General features: G+C 74.1%; 19 protein-coding genes. 8 read left to right on the forward strand and 11 right to left on the reverse strand.

The genetic code is table 11. From position 1 onward, the window contains the following. Nucleotides 1–210: 210 nt before the first annotated feature. A complete protein-coding gene (locus tag ACIBFB_RS13530; protein ID WP_397229721.1) occupies nucleotides 211–771 on the forward strand; it encodes a hypothetical protein in 561 nt (186 codons plus the stop codon). Nucleotides 772–840: 69 nt separating this feature from the next. On the opposite strand, the gene ACIBFB_RS13535 is transcribed toward ACIBFB_RS13530, so the two are convergent. Then, complete coding sequence (locus ACIBFB_RS13535) at nucleotides 841–2229, reverse strand: hypothetical protein (RefSeq protein ID WP_397229722.1); 1389 nt, start codon at nucleotides 2227–2229, stop codon at nucleotides 841–843. Between the two features lie 161 nt (nucleotides 2230–2390). On the opposite strand from ACIBFB_RS13535, the gene ACIBFB_RS13540 reads away from it, so the two are divergent. Beyond that, the gene (locus ACIBFB_RS13540) at nucleotides 2391–3737 is read left to right on the forward strand and encodes a molybdopterin-dependent oxidoreductase (RefSeq protein ID WP_397229724.1); all 1347 of its coding nucleotides are present in this window, start codon (nucleotides 2391–2393) and stop codon (nucleotides 3735–3737) included. After that, a complete protein-coding gene (locus ACIBFB_RS13545; RefSeq protein WP_397229726.1) occupies nucleotides 3734–4225 on the forward strand; it encodes a hypothetical protein in 492 nt (163 codons plus the stop codon). The genes ACIBFB_RS13540 and ACIBFB_RS13545 overlap by 4 nt, the downstream gene beginning before the upstream one ends. On the opposite strand, the gene ACIBFB_RS13550 is transcribed toward ACIBFB_RS13545, so the two are convergent. The 4 genes from ACIBFB_RS13550 to ACIBFB_RS13565 all read right to left on the reverse strand — a co-directional run bounded on the left by ACIBFB_RS13550 (nucleotide 4189) and on the right by ACIBFB_RS13565 (nucleotide 7494). Then, nucleotides 4189–4914 (reverse strand): methyltransferase domain-containing protein, encoded by a 726-nt coding sequence (locus tag ACIBFB_RS13550; RefSeq protein WP_397229728.1) that lies wholly within the window; start codon nucleotides 4912–4914, stop codon nucleotides 4189–4191. The two genes, ACIBFB_RS13545 and ACIBFB_RS13550, sit on opposite strands and share 37 nt — an antisense overlap. Then, nucleotides 4911–5570, reverse strand: a complete 660-nt coding sequence (locus ACIBFB_RS13555; protein WP_397229730.1) for a DUF2064 domain-containing protein — start codon at nucleotides 5568–5570, stop codon at nucleotides 4911–4913. Before ACIBFB_RS13555 ends, ACIBFB_RS13550 begins: the two co-directional genes overlap by 4 nt. After that, on the reverse strand, nucleotides 5567–6352 hold the full coding sequence (locus ACIBFB_RS13560) for a glycosyltransferase family 2 protein (RefSeq protein WP_397229732.1): 786 nt from the start codon (nucleotides 6350–6352) through the stop codon (nucleotides 5567–5569). The genes ACIBFB_RS13555 and ACIBFB_RS13560 overlap by 4 nt, the downstream gene beginning before the upstream one ends. A 68-nt stretch (nucleotides 6353–6420) precedes the next feature. Continuing rightward, nucleotides 6421–7494 carry an NAD-dependent epimerase/dehydratase family protein gene (locus ACIBFB_RS13565; RefSeq protein WP_397229734.1) on the reverse strand — a complete coding sequence of 358 codons (1074 nt, stop codon included), beginning with the start codon at nucleotides 7492–7494 and terminating at the stop codon, nucleotides 6421–6423. Between the two features lie 185 nt (nucleotides 7495–7679). Between ACIBFB_RS13565 and ACIBFB_RS13570 the strand changes: the two genes are divergently transcribed. After that, the gene (locus tag ACIBFB_RS13570; protein ID WP_397229736.1) at nucleotides 7680–8672 is read left to right on the forward strand and encodes a DUF389 domain-containing protein; all 993 of its coding nucleotides are present in this window, start codon (nucleotides 7680–7682) and stop codon (nucleotides 8670–8672) included. A 3-nt stretch (nucleotides 8673–8675) separates the two neighbouring features. Here ACIBFB_RS13570 and ACIBFB_RS13575 read toward each other — a convergent pair whose 3' ends face one another. Then, nucleotides 8676–9119 carry a MarR family winged helix-turn-helix transcriptional regulator gene (locus ACIBFB_RS13575; protein ID WP_397229737.1) on the reverse strand — a complete coding sequence of 148 codons (444 nt, stop codon included), beginning with the start codon at nucleotides 9117–9119 and terminating at the stop codon, nucleotides 8676–8678. A gap of 83 nt (nucleotides 9120–9202) precedes the next feature. Here ACIBFB_RS13575 and ACIBFB_RS13580 point away from each other — a divergent pair, with 83 nt between their 5' ends. Next, nucleotides 9203–10066, forward strand: coding sequence for an SDR family NAD(P)-dependent oxidoreductase (locus ACIBFB_RS13580; protein WP_397229739.1), 864 nt, complete (start codon nucleotides 9203–9205; stop codon nucleotides 10064–10066). Nucleotides 10067–10120: 54 nt separating this feature from the next. Here ACIBFB_RS13580 and ACIBFB_RS13585 read toward each other — a convergent pair whose 3' ends face one another. From ACIBFB_RS13585 to ACIBFB_RS13600, 4 genes are all read right to left on the reverse strand, one after another. Further along, nucleotides 10121–10540, reverse strand: coding sequence for a hypothetical protein (locus ACIBFB_RS13585; RefSeq protein ID WP_397229741.1), 420 nt, complete (start codon nucleotides 10538–10540; stop codon nucleotides 10121–10123). 661 nt (nucleotides 10541–11201) lie between these two features. Beyond that, nucleotides 11202–11963, reverse strand: coding sequence for a peptidoglycan-binding protein (locus ACIBFB_RS13590; protein WP_397229743.1), 762 nt, complete (start codon nucleotides 11961–11963; stop codon nucleotides 11202–11204). A 253-nt stretch (nucleotides 11964–12216) separates the two neighbouring features. Next, entirely contained in the window at nucleotides 12217–13074 is an 858-nt protein-coding gene (locus ACIBFB_RS13595; protein WP_397229745.1) for an ACT domain-containing protein, read from the reverse strand. Nucleotides 13075–13152: 78 nt separating this feature from the next. After that, on the reverse strand, nucleotides 13153–13755 hold the full coding sequence (locus tag ACIBFB_RS13600; protein ID WP_397229747.1) for a TetR/AcrR family transcriptional regulator: 603 nt from the start codon (nucleotides 13753–13755) through the stop codon (nucleotides 13153–13155). Between the two features lie 83 nt (nucleotides 13756–13838). Here ACIBFB_RS13600 and ACIBFB_RS13605 point away from each other — a divergent pair, with 83 nt between their 5' ends. Further along, a complete protein-coding gene (locus ACIBFB_RS13605; RefSeq protein ID WP_397229749.1) occupies nucleotides 13839–14900 on the forward strand; it encodes a hypothetical protein in 1062 nt (353 codons plus the stop codon). Nucleotides 14901–15001: 101 nt separating this feature from the next. On the opposite strand, the gene ACIBFB_RS13610 is transcribed toward ACIBFB_RS13605, so the two are convergent. Next, nucleotides 15002–15772: an SDR family oxidoreductase gene (locus tag ACIBFB_RS13610; protein ID WP_397229751.1), complete on the reverse strand. Its 771-nt coding sequence runs from the start codon at nucleotides 15770–15772 to the stop codon at nucleotides 15002–15004. 276 nt (nucleotides 15773–16048) lie between these two features. Between ACIBFB_RS13610 and ACIBFB_RS13615 the strand changes: the two genes are divergently transcribed. Together ACIBFB_RS13615 and ACIBFB_RS13620 are read left to right on the forward strand one after the other, a co-directional pair. After that, nucleotides 16049–16849 (forward strand): ABC transporter permease, encoded by an 801-nt coding sequence (locus tag ACIBFB_RS13615; protein WP_397229753.1) that lies wholly within the window; start codon nucleotides 16049–16051, stop codon nucleotides 16847–16849. Next, complete coding sequence (locus ACIBFB_RS13620; protein WP_397229755.1) at nucleotides 16842–17669, forward strand: ABC transporter permease; 828 nt, start codon at nucleotides 16842–16844, stop codon at nucleotides 17667–17669. The genes ACIBFB_RS13615 and ACIBFB_RS13620 overlap by 8 nt, the downstream gene beginning before the upstream one ends. The last annotated feature ends 1 nt before the right edge of the window (nucleotide 17670 follow it).

A 17670-nucleotide genomic window follows, 5' to 3' on the forward strand; every position in this document is an offset into this window, starting at 1 on the left:
ATGGATCCCGCCACACGTCCGGAACGGGGGTGCCCCAGTGGATCAACCGTTCCCGATGCGCTGAGAAGGATCGTCATCAAACCCTGGAACCGCCTCGGAATCCCTTCCGTCGAAGCAGCCGACCGGTTCCCTCCCGTCCTCCGGCTCCACTCGCCCGAGGGTCCGGAGACCGAGACGCCGTCCACCGCATCCCACACTTGGAGACCACCGATGAAGCGTGACCTCATCCCTCACCCCCTGAGCGGTACCGTCCTCGCGCGGGCGACCGCTGGAATCGCCTCCGCCGCCCTCGCGGTGACGCTGACCTCCTGTGCCTTCTCCTTCGGCGAACTGGAGCCCGTCGGCGAGGAGAGGCCCACGTCGGCCAGCCCCGCCGCGGCCGAGGAGACGGCCGCCGCCGAGCAGCCCGCGGAGGGCGGGGCCGAGGAGGTCCCCGCCGCCGAAGGCGTCTGGAACGAGCTTCCCGTGGACCCTTCCGGGGCCCTGGCCTGGGACGATGAGACCTACTGGCTCAGCGGTTCCGGAGACGCGCTCTACCGGCTCGATTGGACGCCCACGGCCACCACCACGTTGGAACTCACCCACTCGGGCAGCGCCAACTTCATCGTGGTTCCCTACGACGCGGACGGGGCACGTCTCGGAAGCCTCGCCAACGAGATCGGCGCCTACGAGGGGAACTCCGTGCTGGAGGAAGCGGCGATCCTCGGCAGCGCCGCCGAGGTCGAGTTCATCCACATCCAGGCCGACGGGGCCTGGACCATCGGCCGCTGACCCGCCTCGTCCGCGGCGGGTTCCGTGTGCCGCGTCCCACGCGCCGGGCCCGCCGTGGGCGCAGCGCCGTCACCACCCGGTGCGCAGCGCGTGGTTGACCAGCAGGGCGGTCGCGGCCTGGAGGGCGAGCCACACGCGGTGGTCGCGGGACGGCAGCAGCGCGGCGGAGGGGACGAGCCACACGAGGAAGGGGAGCCAGATCCGCTCGGTCTCGCCCTTGCTCATCCCCGACAGGTCGGCGGCGGCGGTCGCACCGAGCGCCGCCGCGACGAGGAGGACCACCGCCCCGGTGCCGGACACGGCCGTGGGCAGGGCGCGCACCGCCCCCGGCAGCAGCGCGAGGACGCGCCGCGCTCCGGCGGCGGAGGCGGCCCCCGCCACGATCACGGCGATGGCCAGGTTCGCCCACACCCAGTACCCGTAGGGCCGGACCGCGGCCACACCCTGGTAGTACCGCTCCACCAGCAGGCGGTAGCCCTCCCACCACCAGAAGCCGGACGCCGTGAAGGCCGCGGCGACGGCCAGCGCTCCCGCGAGGGCGTAGGGGAGGGGACGGGCGGTTCGCGCGCACACCAGCACGGACGCCGCCAGGATCCCGACCAGGACCAGCCCGTAGGACAGGTACACCGTCCAGCCGAGCAGCAGCCCGGACGCGAGCGCCGTGGCGCGGGGCGCTCGGGCTCCGGGGGCCGCCGCCACCGCGAGCAGGGCCAGACCCCACGCCGCCGCGGCGGCGAAGTACCCGTCCGCCGACGCGCCGACCCAGACCGCACCGGGGAACAGCGCCAGGAACGGAGCCGACCGGCGCGCCGCCTCCTCGGCTCCCAGCGCCCGGAGCGCGACGAGGACGGCCGCCGCGGCCGAAGCGCCGACCACGACGCACCAGGTCCCCGCCCAGACGCCGCCGCCGAGTCCCATCCGGTCCAGCGCGACGAAGGTCAGGATCGCACCGGGCGGATGCCCGGCGACGTGGGTCGGCCAGTTGTCGGGCGAGCCGACGAGGATGTGTCCGGTGAACCCGCGCAGCGCCGCACCGACGTCGGCGAAGCGGTCGACCGAGCCCAGGTACTCGTAGGGGGACTCCAGCGGCTGTGCGAACCCCCGCCAGCCGTCGACGAGGGCGAGCGAGAACGTCCACAGCACGGACACCGCCCACGTGGCCGCCAGCAGTCGGCGCCACGGAAGGACCCGTGCCGCGAGGGGACCGCAGGCGACCACCGCCGCGGCCAGGGCGAGGGCGGGGACGCTGCCGGGGCCCGAGTGCGGGTCCCAGGAGGCGTAGAGCGGGGGCCAGCCCACGTACAGGCTGGCGTCGGCGCGGTCGATCGCGCGTCCGACGGTCACGGCCAGCGCGACGAGGAGCACGGCCCCGACCGCGGTGAGCACGTCGAGCCGACGCCCGGCGCGCTCGTCGCCGACCGCCTCGCGAAGGTGGTCGCGGAGACCGTGCGGAGTCACGCCGCCAGCGTAGGTCCGAGCCCGCGCCGGAGCCGTGACGCACCGTGGCGTGTCGCTGAGAAGGCCTGGTCAGAGCGCGTTTCGCTCCCAGGGCGCACGGGCCCGCTCGCCTAGCATGATCGCGTGCGCGGCCCGGCGCGGACGAGGGACGGAGGGCACGCATGGACGAGGACACCGACCGGACGCGTCGTTCCGCACCGGCGGGTCCCGAGGACGCGTCCTCGCGCGGAGACCGGTTGCGCGCGTTCCTGCGCGACGGGCCGCCGTTCGGCCCCACGCGCCCGGCGTTCTGGCGCAGCCCGGTCCGCGGCCCGTGGACGACGTCGGTGCTGGGAGCCGTGCTGCTGGTCGGCCTCACCCTGGTGACCGTGACCGGGCTGCTGTCGTACGCCGCCTACAACCCCGACCTGACCCCGGTCAACGACAAGACCCCGGACAAGGGCCTGCTCGGGTTCTACCTCTTCCCCTGGCCCACCGACCCGCCCTGGCTCTACCGGCTGACCCAGGGCGTCCACGTCACCCTGGGCATCGTGCTGGTCCCCGTGCTGCTCGCGAAGCTCTGGTCGGTCATCCCCCTCTTCTTCGCCTGGCCGCCGGTCCGTTCCGCGGCCCACGTCCTGGAGCGGCTGTCGCTGCTGTGCCTGGTGGGCGGGGCGCTGTTCGTCTTCGCCACCGGGCTGCTGAACGTCCAGCTCGAGTACGTCTTCCCCGGCTCCTTCTACGTCCTGCACTTCTACGGTTCGTGGGTGTTCCTCGGGGGCTTCGCCGTCCACATCGCCGCCAAGGCGCCGACGATGGTCCGGTCCCTGCGGGCGGGGCCCGCGGGCGCGGAGGAGTCCGGCGGGGGCGCACCGCCCGGTGACGCCGGACTCGTCACGCCCGACCCCGCGCCCGCGACCCTCTCCCGCGGCGGACTCCTGGGCATGGTGGGACTGGGGTCGCTGACGCTGCTCGCGGTGACCGTGGGGCAGAGCATCGGCGGACCGTTGCGCGCGACCGCTGTGCTGGCCCCGCGCGGCAGGTCGGGCGACGGTCCCCACGGGTTCCCCGTCAACAACACCGCGGCCCGCGCCGGCGTCGGGGCGGACGACGTCGGCGACGGTTGGCGGCTGACCGTGCGCGGCGGCGGGCGCGAGGCGGTGCTCAGCAGGGAGGACCTGCTCGCGCTCCCCCAGCACGACGCGGCGCTGCCGATCGCCTGCGTGGAGGGGTGGTCGACGGAGAACCAGGACTGGTCCGGGGTCCGCCTCGCCGACCTCGCCGACCTGGTCGGGGTCCCAGGACCGACCGCGGTGTTCGTGGAGTCCCTCCAGCGCCGGGGCAGCTTCACCAGCGTCGGCCTGCGCGCGAACCAGGTCGGCGACCCCCGGTCGCTGCTGGCCCTGCGCGTCAACGGCGCGGACCTCTCCCTCGACCACGGCTATCCGGCCCGCGTCATCGTCCCGGCCAGCCCTGGCGTGCACAACACGAAGTGGGTCGGCCGGCTCACCTTCGGGGAGCTCCCATGACCGCACTGCGACGGTGGTACGGAGCCTCGGCCCTTCATCTCCTGCTCATGGTCGGCGCCTTCGCCCTCATCGGCTACGCGGGCGTGCGCCTCCTGGGCGGCGACGTCGTCGGCGTCGTCGTGTGGTTCGTCGGCGCCGCCGTCCTCCACGACCTGGTGTTCCTCCCGGGTTACAGCCTGGTCGACCGCGGCTGGCGGTCGGTGGCCGGGCGCCTGACGGGGCGGAGGCGCGGCGCCGGGGGAGACGACCGGGCCCGGGTCCGGCTGATCAACCACGTGCGCGTCCCCGCGGTCGTCTCCGCACTGCTGTTCCTCGTCTACTTCCCGCTGATCCTCGGCCCCTCCGAGTCCTACCTGTCCAAGAGCGGGCTCCCCGGGCACCCGTTCGCCGGACGGTGGCTGCTGGTCTGCGCGGTCCTGTTCGCCGCCTCCGCGGCGGTCGGGGCAGTCCGTTACCTGCGCGTGACCTCGGGCGGCCGCCCGGTCTGAGGCGTCACCGCGTCCGGTCCGGTGGAGCGCAGTGCCGTGAAGGGGCGTCCCCCGGCCTCCCACGACTCCGCGTGCGACCACCCCGACCGCTCCGCCAGCCGCAGGAGCGCGCACGGCCCGAGTCGGGCCCACGGAAAGGGCGCGCCGATCAGACCCCACCCGTCGGTGACGCGCACGGTCATCCGTTCGCAGACGTCCTCCCGGGAGGTCTCGACGATCAGCAGTCCGCCGGGCCGCACCAGGTCCCGCACCCGGGCGAGGAGCCTCTCGGGGGCTCCGCCGATACCGATGTTGCCGTCCACCAGCAGCGCGGTGCCCCAACGGCCCTCGTCGGGCAGGGGATCGAACGCGGACTGGCACAGCGCGCTGCCGCCCGCCGCTTGGGCGCGCGCCACGGCCAACGGGTTCAGGTCCACGCCCAGGGCGGGACGACCGCGTTCGGCCAGCGCCGCGACCAGACGACCCGGCCCGCATCCCAGGTCGAGCGTGCTGCCCTCGCAGCGGTCCAGGGCGGCGGCGTCGACCGCGTCGACGCCCCCGCACCAGCGTTGGACGTCCAACGACAGCAGCGACCCGTCGGGCCGACGCATGAACAGGGGGCCGTACCCCCTGGCCAGGGCCTCGGTGTACGGGTCGCACCGCCAGGCCGTCACGTCCGCGGGGGCGACCCCGAGTTCGGCCGCGCTCATCGCGCGCACCCGTCGGCCAGGGCCCGGACGGTCCGCGCGAACCGGCTCCAGGGCGCCTGCCGGGCGACCCGGGCGGCGTCCGCGGCGGTGTCCACGTCGACCAGGAGCGGCAGGTCGCCCACCCGAAGACCCGCGTCGGTCAGGCGTCCGCGCTGCACCCGACCGGTCCGATCCGTCGACATGGGCACACCGAGCAGGAGGGCGGGGTCGGGGTCCGCGAGGCCGAGCGCCCAGAACCCGCCGTCCTCGGACGGACCGAACCACGCGTCCGCGCGCCGCCAGGCGTCGGCCGCCAGGGCGGGCGCCAGGACGTCCGCGGTGACCTGCGGCGTGTCCATGCCGAGCAGCAGGGTGGGCCCCGAACACCCGGCGAACGCGGCGGCCAGGCGCTCGTCCAGCCCGCCCCCGGACTGTGCGACCACGTCGAACCCGCCGTCCGGCAGCCACGGACCCGGCCGCCCGTCCAGGGCCAGCACCCTCCTGCGCGCCGGAATCGACAGCACGGTGTGCAGTGTGTCCTCCAGAGCGGCGGCGGCCACACGCGCCGCCTCCCGCGGCGTGTACTCGGGAACCAGCCGGGTCTTGACCCGGCCGGGGACGGGCTCCTTGGCGATCACCAGGAGCGTCGCCGCCCCGCCCTCCCCGCGGCCGTTCACCGGTTCCCTCCCGCGGAGCGCGCCCGTGTTCGGGTGGCCGGCTCGCGCAGCACGGACGCCATGTCCCGCACGGCCGTCCACGTCCCCCGCCACGTTCCGGTCACCTTGGAGGCGCCGACGCGCGGGCGGTAGGGGACGTCCACCTCGTCGATCCGCCACCCCGCGGCCGCGGCGCGCACGACCATCTCCAGGGGGTAGCCGGAGCGGCGATCGGTCAGCCCGAGTCCGAGGAGGTCCTCCCTCCGCCCGCTGCGCATGGGTCCGATGTCGCGGATCCGCACCCCGGTGCGCCCGCGCAGCATCCCCGCGACCACCGCGTTGCCCCACCGGGCGTGGGCGGGCCAGGCGCCCCCGCCGTCGGGGCGACGACGCCCCAGGACCAGGTCGGACGTGCCCTCGCGCACGGCGTCCACCAGGTGCGGGAGCAGGGACGGGTCCAGTGAGGCGTCGCAGTCGCAAAAGCACACGATGTCGGCGGTGGCCGCGAGGAGTCCCGCGTGGCAGGCCGCCCCGAACCCCCGGCGCGGCTCGCTGACGACCAGGGCCCCCAACCGTTCGGCGAGGGCCGCGGACCCGTCCGTGGACCCGTTGTCGACCACGATCGCCCGCCACCCGGAGGGAACGCGCTCGATGACCCACGGCAGTGCCGCGGCCTCGTCGAGGCACGGCAGGATCACGTCCACCGGCGGTCGCCGGTGCTCGCGCGCCGGATCTCCGGGATCTTCCGAGGGGCGGTCCTGACACGTGGTGGAGTCATCGCTCTCACGTCGCTCATCGATCACGGTGATCACGCTACGAAGCGAAACGACTCCGATGGGGGAGGTGTGCTCCGCGACACGCGGGCGCCCCGTCACCGCGCCTGCGCGTCCGCCCCGGACCGGGCGCGCAGGCCCGCCCGCGCGAACTCCTCCACGCCCTCGGTGAAGCCGACGCGCGGACGCCAGTCGAACTCCTCGGCCAGGCGCGCGGAACAGGCCGTGATGTGCCGGACGTCGCCCAGCCGGTACTCGCCGGTGACCTCGGGATACGGCCCCCCGTGCGCCTCCGCCAGGGCCCACGCCATCTCACCGACCGTGTGCGGTGTCCCGCTGCCGGTGTTGAACGCGGACAGGACCCCCTCCGGCCGCGCGGAGAGCGCTTCCAGCACCGCCACGTTGGCGTCGGCCACGTCGCGGACGTGCACGAAGTCGCGCCGCTGGCGGCCGTCCTCGAACACGCGCGGGGCCTCGCCCCGGGCCAGGGCCGACCGGAAGAAGGACGCGACACCGGCGTACGGGGTGTCGCGCGGCATGCCGGGGCCGTAGACGTTGTGGTAGCGCAGCGACACCGCGCGCCCGCCGACGGCCCGCGCCCACGCCGCGCACAGGTGTTCCTGGGCCAGCTTGGTGGCGGCGTAGACGTTGCGCGGATCGGTCGGGGCGTCCTCGCCCACCAGTCCGGGCTCCAGCGGCGCCCCGCAGAGGGGGCACGGGGGATCGAAGCGGCGGGCGGCCAGATCGGACTCCCGACGCGGCCCGGGCCGGACGCGACCGTGCTCGGCGCAGGTGTAGGCCCCCTCGCCGTAGACCACCATGGACCCGGCCACCACGATGCGGCGGACCCCTCGGCGGGCCATCGCGGCCAGCAGCGTCGCGGTGCCCAGGTCGTTGCAGCCGACGTAGTCCGGCGCGTCGTCGAAGTCCGACCCCAGACCCACCATCGCCGCCTGGTGGCACACCGCGTCCACGCCGTCCAGCGCCCGTTCCACGGCCCGGCCGTCGCGGACGTCGCACACCAGGTCGACCCCCGTGTCCCCGCGCGGTCGCCCCGCGTGCGCCTGCGGAAGGAGGACGTCGAGCGTCACCGCCGTGTGCCCGGCGGCGCGGAGGGCCTCCGCGACGTGCGAACCGATGAACCCAGCCCCACCAGTGACGAGTACGCGCATGCGGCCAACGTTAGGCTCCGGACGCCGCGCGCGACCCCCGGGCACGCCGTCGGCCCGGGATCCGGGTGGAACCGGCCCGCGTACCCCGGCGCGACCGCGCGCGGTGACGCGGAGCCCGACCGATCCGGTCGGTCCACCGCCGTGTCTGCCCTGGTCGGGACGGCCGCCGGGGCGATACTCGGGCCATGCTCAGCGCACTACTCGAACGCATCGTTCCGGCCAGCCAACGTCGCACGGTGGACGAGATGGTGCAGGACCTCGACCTGTCGGCGGGGGACAGCAGGGCCAAGCGGTCGGCGTTCTGGACGATGCTGACGCTGTCGGCGGTCATCGCGTCGGGAGGCGTGATCACCGACTCGACCGCCACGGTGATCGGCGCGATGATCATCGCGCCCCTGGCCACGCCGATCATGGGCATCGCCCTGGGATCGGTCCAGCGGCGGCGGACCAGGTCGGTCAGCGTCGTCGTCCTCGGCTGCCTGCTGGTCATCGGCGTGGGGCTGCTGTTCTCCGTGGCCCTGCCGGACAGCTACGACCTTCTCTCCAACAGCCAGGTCTCCGGGCGGACGTCGCCGGGTCTGATGGACCTGGTGTCCGCGATCGCGACGGGCCTCGCCGGCGCCCTGGCCATGTCCCGCCGGGACGTGGCCGCGGTGCTGCCCGGGGTGGCGATCGCGATCTCCCTCGTCCCGCCCCTGGTGGTGGTCGGAGTGTGCCTCGGGCACCTCGCGTTCTGGCCCGCCGCGGGTGCGCTCGTGCTGTTCCTGTCCAACCTGTTCGGCCTGGTCTCCGCCGGGATGGCGGTCTTCGCGGCGGTCGGGTACGGGGCCGGGGGCGCCAGGCGGACGGCCCGCAGGACCCGTTTCGCCATGGCTCTGCTGTTCACGGTGGTGTTCGTCCCGCTCGTCGGCAACACCACGGTCACGCTCCTCGTCGACCTGTGGACGGCGCGGGCGCGGGAGGCCGCCGACACGTGGCTCGCCGACGTTCCCGGGGCGTCCGTCACCCGTGTGGACATGGTGTCGCGGACGATCCACGTGCACGTCCGCGCCTCGGGCGACCTCCCCCCGGCGGACGAACTGACCGAACGGCTCGACGGCCGGGTCCCCCAGGGCGTCCCGGTCGTGGTGCAGACGACCAGCGGGCAGCGGATCGACGCGGGCGTCGTCGGCGAGTGACGTTCAGACGCCGTCGTCGGCGTTGACGGCCTCCGCGCACCGGCCCAGGAGGGCGCGCAGGGTGTCGCGCTCCTCGGGGGTGAGGGCGTCCGCCATGCGTCGTTCGATCCGGACGGCACGCCGGTCGGCGACGCGCAGCCGCTCGGCGCCCGTATCGGTGATCCGGGTCTGCAGGACGTGCTGATGCCAGGGGTGCGGCACCCTCTCCACCAGCCCCTCGGCGGTCAGGGTCTTGAGCACGGCGGCCATGGCCTGGGGTGTCACCAGGCAGGCGCGGGCGAGCGCCGCGCCGGAGATCCCGGGGCTGTCCTGGAGGGCGAACAGGGCGGCGTACTGCGCGACACTCAGCCCCGTACCGCGCAGGGCCGCGCTCTTGGCCGACATCAGGACCTGTTCGGCGCGCTTGATGTCGAAGCCGAGGCGTTCTCCGGCGGGCATCTCCTCCATAGCGGCGAGCCTACCGCCGCGAATAGGTGTACAGTCATGAACATCCATCAAGTCCTTGATGCTAATTCAGAGGTGGATGCTTCATGCGAGGCAAGACCGTACTGATCACCGGCGCGTCGGCGGGCGTCGGGCGACACCTGGCGCACGATCTCGCCACCCGAGGCGCCGTCCTGCTCCTCCACGGCCGCGACCGCGACCGGTTGGAGCGCGTCGCGGACGAGGTCGCGGACCGCGCCGAGGCGGTCCGCGTCTACCAGGCCGATCTGGGGGACCTGGACCGGGTGCGAGACCTCGCCGCGCACGTCCGGCAGGACGTCCCGGCCCTGGACGTCCTGGTGAACAACGCCGCCGTCGGCGGAGGCGCCGACCCCACCGTGCGCGAGACCAACGCGCAGGGGTACGAACTGCGGCTGGCCACGAACCATCTCGCTCCGTACCTGCTCGTCCGCGAACTGCGGGGGGCTCTGGCCGCCGCGGGCTCGGCGCGGGTCGTCAACGTCGCCTCGATCGGGCAACTCCCCCTCGACCTCGACGACCCGATGTTCACCCGTGGCTACCACGGGGTCGAGGCCTACTGCCGAGCGAAGCTGGCGATGATCATGGGCACCTTCGACCTCGCCGAGGAGCTGCGGGGGCAGGGCACGGCGGTCAACGCGCTGCATCCCGCCCACCTGATGGACACGCGCATGGTGCGGCACGGCGGGCTCACCCCCGCCACCACCGTGGACGCGGGCGTCCTTCCCACGCTGAGACTGGTCGCCGACCCCGCGCTGGAGGGCGTCACCGGGCGCTACTTCGACCGCTTCGACGAGGCCCGCGCCCACGAACAGGCCTACGACCCCGAGGTACGCCGACGGTTGGCGGCGCTCACCGGCCGGCTCCTGGACGGCACACCCGCGGCTCGGACCGGCGAGGGGGCCGACCGCGCGACACGGGGCACGCTCTGAGCGCGCGGAGCCCCGGCGCGCAGCCGGTTCCGGCGTTCGGCCCGCCGGAACGGGCTATGCGTGGCCGGAGCGGCGGAGCCGGTGCCAGGCGGTCGCCCAGCGGCGGCGTTCGGCCTCGTCCTCGCCCGCGCAGGCGGTCACGAAGGCCATGAGGACGACGTAACGCGGCAGGCAGGCCCCTTCGAGGGCGGCGCGGAAGGTGGAGCTCTTGACCGCTCCCCCGCACAGGTACTCCAGCTCGACGTAGGACCAGTCGCCCGCCCAGACGAGGTAGCGGCGCATGGTCAGCAGGAACTCGGCGGCGGTGGCGGCGTGGGTGGGGTCGGGGCGCCGGTGGTATCCGGCGCGGTCGCGGACCGCGCCGGGCCGCTCGACGACGCCGCTCACGGGCGTGGCGAGAAGGCGGTCCAACCAGCCCACTCCGCTGAGGGAGTCGTTGGGACCGGTCGGTTCGAGGACGCCCGTGTTGCTCACACCGTCTCCTTTTCACCGGGCGGGACGACGACCACGATCATCGACGCGTGCTGACGCGGACAGGAACGCGCACGCGTGAGAAGTAGGGGGAACACCGATGACGGGACGTTGTGGAGAGAACCCCGACTGATCGGTTACCGAGAAATCTACCGGATGAAGACGACACACGAAAGCGCCCGACGCCCCGCCGGAGACGAGGTCTTCGTCTCCTCCGCACAGGTCCGCGGACCCCTGCGGCGACCTCTGGTGGAATTTTCCTCAAAAAGGGGGAGAAGGTGATCTCACGCACCGGAGAAAACGTCGCCAATCACAACGCGATATCCGCACCTGTTTCACCTGGTACTCCCGTAAAAACGATCTCTTTCGCCCCAGATCAGACGAACCGGAATCCTTGGTAACGGATGTCCGTAATCCGGTCACGGGGACCAGGCCCACCAGGACCTCGGGACCGTACCCCGCCACCAGGGCCAACGCCTGGTCCCAGCGGCACGCACCGACAGCCCGGGGACCGGGCGAACCACGCCATTCCGGTGGCGGCATCCGTCGTCCGGGCGCGCGGTCACGCCGTCGAGCAGCACCGCGCAGTCGGTGCTCGCGGCCGGTCGGGGCCGCGGAGCGGGCCGCCCCGCGGGGCGCCGCCGACCAGCCCCGGCCCCGACCGTCAGTACACGACGACCGTGGTGTTCACCTCCATCGTTCCGCTCTCCCACAGCCAGTCCATCGCGGCCATGCTCACCCGGGCACAGCCGTGCGAGGCGGGCTGGGCCGGGACGCTCGGGTAGCCGTGGACGGCGATCCCGCCGTTGAAGTACTTGGGCCTGTACAGCGCCCCGTACGGCCCGGGGTCCCACGCGTCGACCTCGCGGAAGACGCTGTACGTCCCGGTGGGCGTGGTGGCGATGACCTCGGTCCCGTCCCACCTCTCGTAGGGCCGCCCCGATCCGGTGGAGGTGTTGACGATCCGCTCCACCTCGCCGTCGGAGACGACGAGCAGCAGCTGGGCGTCGAGGTCGATCTCCAGCAGATCGCCGGAGCCGGTGGCGGCGGACGGGCGCACACCCTGGTCGAGGGCGTTCTCGGTGTCGGGTCCGACGACGCCGTCCCGGGCGATCCCGGCGGCCTTCTGGAGGGCGATGACGGCCTGTTCGGTGTGGTAGCCGAACTCGCCGTCCACACCGTTGGTCCAGTAACCGAGCTCGTTCAGCCGGTCCTGGAGCGCGGTCACGTCGGCGCCGGAATCACCCTCCCGCAGATCGGGTGGCAGCGTGGCGGGGACGGCGACGCTCGGCGCGGCGGCGTGCGCCGGAGCGGCGGGCAGGGCGGCGCCGGTCCCGAGCGCGCACGACGCGGCCAGGGCCAGGACGGCGGTGCGGGCGAGGGGTCGGGGGCGGCTTCGGACGGGGGGTGACAGTGGGGTTGCCATACGCGACATCTACCCACGCGCCCGGCGTTTTCCTCACCGAATCCGCGACTGTGGACGACTCCGCCGCGTCCGGCCCCCGTCGGCCTCCCGCTCACCGTGCTGGCGTCCCGCCGGAGGGCGGACCGGCTGCCCGCCCTCGGGGTCGTCCTCCTGGCGGCCGTGGTCTGGAGCGCGGGCATCGGTCCGGTGCGGGACCTCCTGGTGCCCCCGGCGCAGCCTCCACGACCACGGCCCGGCCGACCTCCCGGTCCGCTCAGCGCTGCCGCGACCGCCCGTGCAGAGAGGCCGCCACCTGCACCAGCGCCCGGCAGCGCGCGAACTCCACGGCGGTGAAGGGCACGCCCACTCTGCGGACGACGAGGACCGCCCCGTCCGGCGCGGGCAGGGTCATCGTGGTCCCGTCCGTGTCCTCCCGGCCCATCCCCTCGGGCGCCTCCTCCGCCCGTTCCACGTCCTGGGCGGAGGCCAGGGACAGCAGCGCCCCCTCCAGGGTGGTGGCGCCCTCCACCAGCGCGCTGACCAGCCTGAGCGTGCGGCTCGTCGTGTCGCTGAGTTCGTGGACGTCGGCCGGCCGGACGATGGCGTCGCGGACCCCGGCGCCCAGGACCGCCGAGTACAGCGTCTCCTCGCCCACGTGCGCGGGCGCGCTGACGAGGAACTCGTCGGTGGTCTCCTCCTCGTCCGGGTGGACCCGCACGAGCCTTATGTCGACACCCAGCGAGGCGAAGCGGGCGGTGAGCGCGGCGAGCCCGCCGGGGAGGTCGGCGAGCGTGACCCGCACGCTCCACAGCCGGTCCACGGCCTCCTCCGGCCGGTCGGGAACGGCGCCCCGGGTCTTCGGGGCGCCCTTCCGCGCGCGGCCGCCCGTCCGCGGCCGGCGGGTCGCCGCGCTCCGGTGGCGGTGCCAGCGGTGCAGTGCGGAGACGGCGAGCAGGATCACCCCCATGGTGATGAGGGCGCGGACACCGCCGTCACTGTGTCCGAGGGAGAGCACCAGTACGTGCGCCGCACCGGCGGCGAGCAGAAGTACTCCCAGGTCCAGCGCCTCGCGGCCGAGGAAGCCGGGGCGCGTGCGGTCGTCGGTTCCGTAGCTGCCTTCGGAAGCGTCCATGCCCACCACGGTGCCCACCCGACGTTGCGTCGCGTCGTCACTCTGTGAACCTCAGGTAACGACGCAGGGTGACCCGTGTCACGGAGTGCGATCGGGGCCGGTCAGCAACCAGTCGACCAGGGTGCGCAGTTCCGCGCGGGCGCGGTCGGCGTCGAAGTCGTCGTCCCCCGCCGAGAGGAAGACCGCGTCCACGAGGTGGTGGATCCAGCGGGCGGTCCGCTCCGGCGGGAAGGCGGGCGGCCTCCCGGCGTCGGCCAGGGCGCGCAGCAGGGCCGTGAGGGTCTCGACCGAGCGCTCCTCGTCCTCCCCGAGCAGACGCGCGAACTCCGGATCCCGGTTGACCTGGAACAGGGCCGCCGCCATGAGGCCCGGGACGAGCGGGTCGTCGGCGTCGGAGACGAGGTGCTCGACCAGACCGTCGATCCCCGCGCGCGGGTCGTCGGCGGCCAGGGCGCGTTCGCGGGCGCGCACGCCGCCCTCCAGGTCGTCGGCGAAGAGCGCGTGGAAGATGTCGCGCTTGGTCGGGAAGTAGTGGAACAGCGTGCCGGAGCCGATGCCCGCGCGGCGGCAGATGCTCGCCGTGGAGGTGCCGTCGAGGCCCTTCTCGGCGAACTCCTGGGCGGCGGCGGCCAGGATGGCGGCCCGCCTGCGGGCGTGCTGTTCGGGGTTGACGGTGCGCATCCCGCGCAGCATACCGGCGTCGCTCGCGGCCCCCGACCTCACCGGACTATTAATAGAGTGACTGCTCTGTTAATGTCGACGGCATGCCCACCACACCGGCCGTCCCGCGTCCACGCCTCCGCCGCCGCCTGCTCCCGGTGATCGGACTGCTCCTGCTCTCCCCCGTCTGCGCCGAGTACCTCATCGGCTACGACGCCAACGTCGGCAGACCGCTCGTCCTCCTCGGCGGGCTGCTCATCCTCGGCCCCCTGTACGGCGCGGTCGCCCTGCTCATCCGTGAGACCGCCCGCCGCACCGGGCGCGGCTGGCCGACGATCCTGCTCCTCGCGCTGGCCTTCGGCGTCGTCCAGGCAGGGCTCGTCGACCAGAGCCTGTTCGACCCCTCCTACCGGGACATCGACGGCTGGGACGGCATGCGCGGTCCCACGCTCGTCGAGGAGATCGGGGTGAGTGCCGACATGGGGCTCACCTTCCTGCTGGGCCACACGGTCTGGTCCTTCGGCGCGCCGATCGCCGTGGTCGAGGCCCTCGCCCCGCGTGACCTCGCCCGCCGCCCGTGGCTGGGCTGGTTCGGCACCGCGGCCGTGGCCGTCCTCTACCTCGCGGCGGCCTACCTCGTGTTCGACGACCACCAGTCCACCGGGGACTTCACCGCGTCCCCGGGCCAGCTCGCCGGAGCGGCGGCCGTCGCGGCGCTCCTGGTCGTGGTCGCCCTCACCCTGCCGCGCCGACCGGCGGACGGGACGGCGTCCGGGTCTGCCCGGAGGGCTCCGTCGCCCTGGATCGCCGGCGGTCTGGCCTTCCTCGCGGCCGCGGGGACGGCGTTCCTCCCGCCGACCTGGCCCGGCGTCGCGGGCAAGCTGGCCGTGCTCGCCGGACTGGCCGCCCTGCTCTGGACGTGGTCGCGGCGCGAGGACTGGTCCGGGCGGCACGTCGTCCTGGTGGCCGGGGCGCCGCTCGTCGTCTACGGACTGCTGTCGTTCGTGGTCGAGCCCCTGGGCGATCCGGTCGCGCCGCTGCTCAAGTACGGCGGCAACGCCTTCTTCGCCCTGCTGGTGATCGCCCTGGTCGCCTGGGGCCACGCCCGCTGCGCCCGTGGGGAGCGGGCGGAGCGGACCGAACCGGCCCGCCCGGCCGCGGTCTGAGCGCGCCCCGCCGGGCGCGGGTCCTCATCCCGCGGAGCGGTCACTCCAGGGCACTCCCGGGGTTCCCGAGGAGGGGACCGCGCCGGGGCCCGGAGCGGCGACTACCCCCGCCCGGCGAACGGCATCTCCCTGGCCATCACCGTGACGCGCGGAACGGACACGTCCAGCGGCAGGGAGACGATGTGGGCGACCATGTCGGCCACGTGCACCGGGTCGATCGTGGGCTCGGCGCGCGTGGACCCGTCCGCCTGCAGCGCCTCCACGCCGAAGTCGGCCACCATCGGCGTCGCCGCGTTGCCCACGTCGATCTGCGTGCACGGGATCCCGTGCGCCCGCAGGTCCAGGTTCATCGCGGCGGTCAGCCCGGTGACCGCGTGCTTGGTGACGGTGTAGGCCACGCTCAGAGGGCGCGGCACGTACGCGGACACCGACCCGTTGTTGACGACGCGGCCCCCGCTCGGCGACTGCTCCTTCATCAGGCGGACCGCCTCGCGCGCGCAGTACAGCGAGCCGGTCACGTTGGTGGCCAGCGTGCGCTCCCAGTCCTCGTCCGTGATCGCGTCCACCGACGCCCTCGGGCCGAAGACCCCCGCGTTGTTCACGAGCACGTCGACCCGGCCGAACCGCTCCCGGACCACGTCGAACAGCGCCCGCACAGAGTCCGCCGAGGTCACGTCGGCCTCAACGGCCACGGCGCCGGGGTGCCCCTCCGCCGTCTCCTCCAGCGTCGCGCGCCTGCGCCCCGCCAGGACCACGGAGTGCCCGTCGGCCAGCAGCCGCCGGGCCGTCTCGCGGCCCAGTCCCGACCCCGCCCCCGTCAGCACCACGACCTTCCGGCCGTCCCCGGTCGTCCCCGCAGTCGTCGACGTCACCAGCTGTTCCTCCCCGTCCGCTCGGCAGTCGGAGGCTATCCGGGCCGGTCCGCGCCGGTGCGGCCGGGGCCGACCTCGGCGCGCCGCCGTCCACGCGTTGACGAAAAGCCCTCGCCCGCCCCCTTCCCCTGTGCTAGCCTCACTCCCTCGCGGCGACCCGGACCTGTGCGAGATCAGGGACGTGCCGGATCCGGCCTCGCCCGCGGCGGCCCCCGCCCCGGTGCCGAGACCGGACGATCACCCCAGCACGGTCTCGATCCGCCAGGAGCCACACCCATGCGTGTCCACCGCGCGGTGTTCGCCCGAGGGCTGCGCCGCTACTCCACCTACCGGGCCGCCACGGTCGCGCACGTGCTGACCAACGCGGTCTTCGGCGTCGTCAACGCGATGGTCCTGCTCGCACTGTTCGCCGCCCGCCCCGAGATCAACGGCTACGACGCGCGCGACGCCGTCACACAGGTGTTCGTCGCCCAGGCGCTGCTCGGGGTGTCCGCCGTCATGGGTCCGCCCCTGGACCTGGAGGACCGCGTCCGCGACGGAGCGGTGGCGATCGACCTCCTGCGCCCGGTGCCGCTCCAGTCCTGGTGGCTGGCGGACGACCTCGGCCGGGCGGCCTTCCAGCTCGTCTTCCGCTCCGTCCCCACGTTCGGCGTCGGGGTCCTGCTGTTCGACCTCCGGTACCCGACCGGGTTCCTCGGATGGGCCGCCGTCCTGGCCTCCTTCGTCCTGGTCGCCGTGATCGCCTTCGCACTGCGCTACCTGTACGCGCTGGCCGGGTTCTGGCTCACCGACACCAGGGGCGTGTGGGCGGCGGCCGGGCTGCTGGGACCGGTGGCCGCCGGGACGCTGCTGCCGCTCACCCTGTTCCCGACGGCGGTGGGCGACGTGCTGCGGCTGCTGCCGTGGGCGTCGATGATCCAGATCCCCGCCGAGATCCTGCTCGGCAAGGACACCCTGCCGGGCGGGAGCGCGGTCGGCGGCCTGGCCCTCCAGGCGTTCTGGGCGGCCGTGCTCCTGGCCCTCGGCGCGCTGGCGACGTCCCGGGCGACGCGCAGGGTGGTGGTCCAGGGTGGCTGAACCGCTCACGGCCCGCGCGCTGTGGCCGCTGCGCGCCTACGCCCGCCTGGCGTGGACGTGGTGCCGCGCTCTGGCCCAGTACCCGGCCTCTCTGACCCTGCTCACCGTGTTCGTCGCCCTGGGCGCGCTCGCGGAGATGACGGCGGTGCTGATCGTCTTCGGCCACGCGGGCGAGCTCGCCGGGTTCGGCGTCCGCGAGGGGCTCCTCGTGTACGGGCTGTCCGCGACCGCGTTCGGGTGCGCCGACATGCTCATGGGATCGGTGGAGCGCCTGGGCCGGCACATCCGGTCCGGGGCCTTCGACACGATGCTGATCCGCCCGGTCCCGACGCTGGTGCTGCTGGCCACCGACCAGTTCACACCGCGTCGTCTGGGCAAGATCGTGCCCGCCGCCGGTGCGCTGACCGCCGCCCTCGCCGCGTGCGACATCGACTGGACGCCCGCACGCGTGCTGGCGCTGCCGGTGCTGCTGGTCTCCGCGACCGCCCTCTGCTGCGGCGTGTGGGTGGCGGGCGCGTGTCTCCAGTTCGTCCTCCCCGAGGCGCACGTGGCCGCCAACTCGCTCACCTACGGCGGGCAGGCGCTGACCGAGTACCCGCTCGCGATCTACGCCGGGGAGGTCGTGCGCTCGGTGACCTTCGTGGTCCCGCTGGCCTTCGTCAGCTGGCAGCCCGCCCTGTACCTGCTCGGCCGCCCCGACCCGACGGGCCTGCCGGACGCGCTCCGCCTCGCCCCGCCCGCCGCCGCCCTTCTCACGTGCGCGGTCGCCGCCCTGTGCTGGCGCGCCGGGCTGCGCCGCTACCGATCCACCGGGAGCTGAC

This window comes from Nocardiopsis sp. NPDC050513, from assembly GCF_044457925.1.
In the GTDB taxonomy this organism is placed as follows: domain Bacteria; phylum Actinomycetota; class Actinomycetes; order Streptosporangiales; family Streptosporangiaceae; genus Nocardiopsis.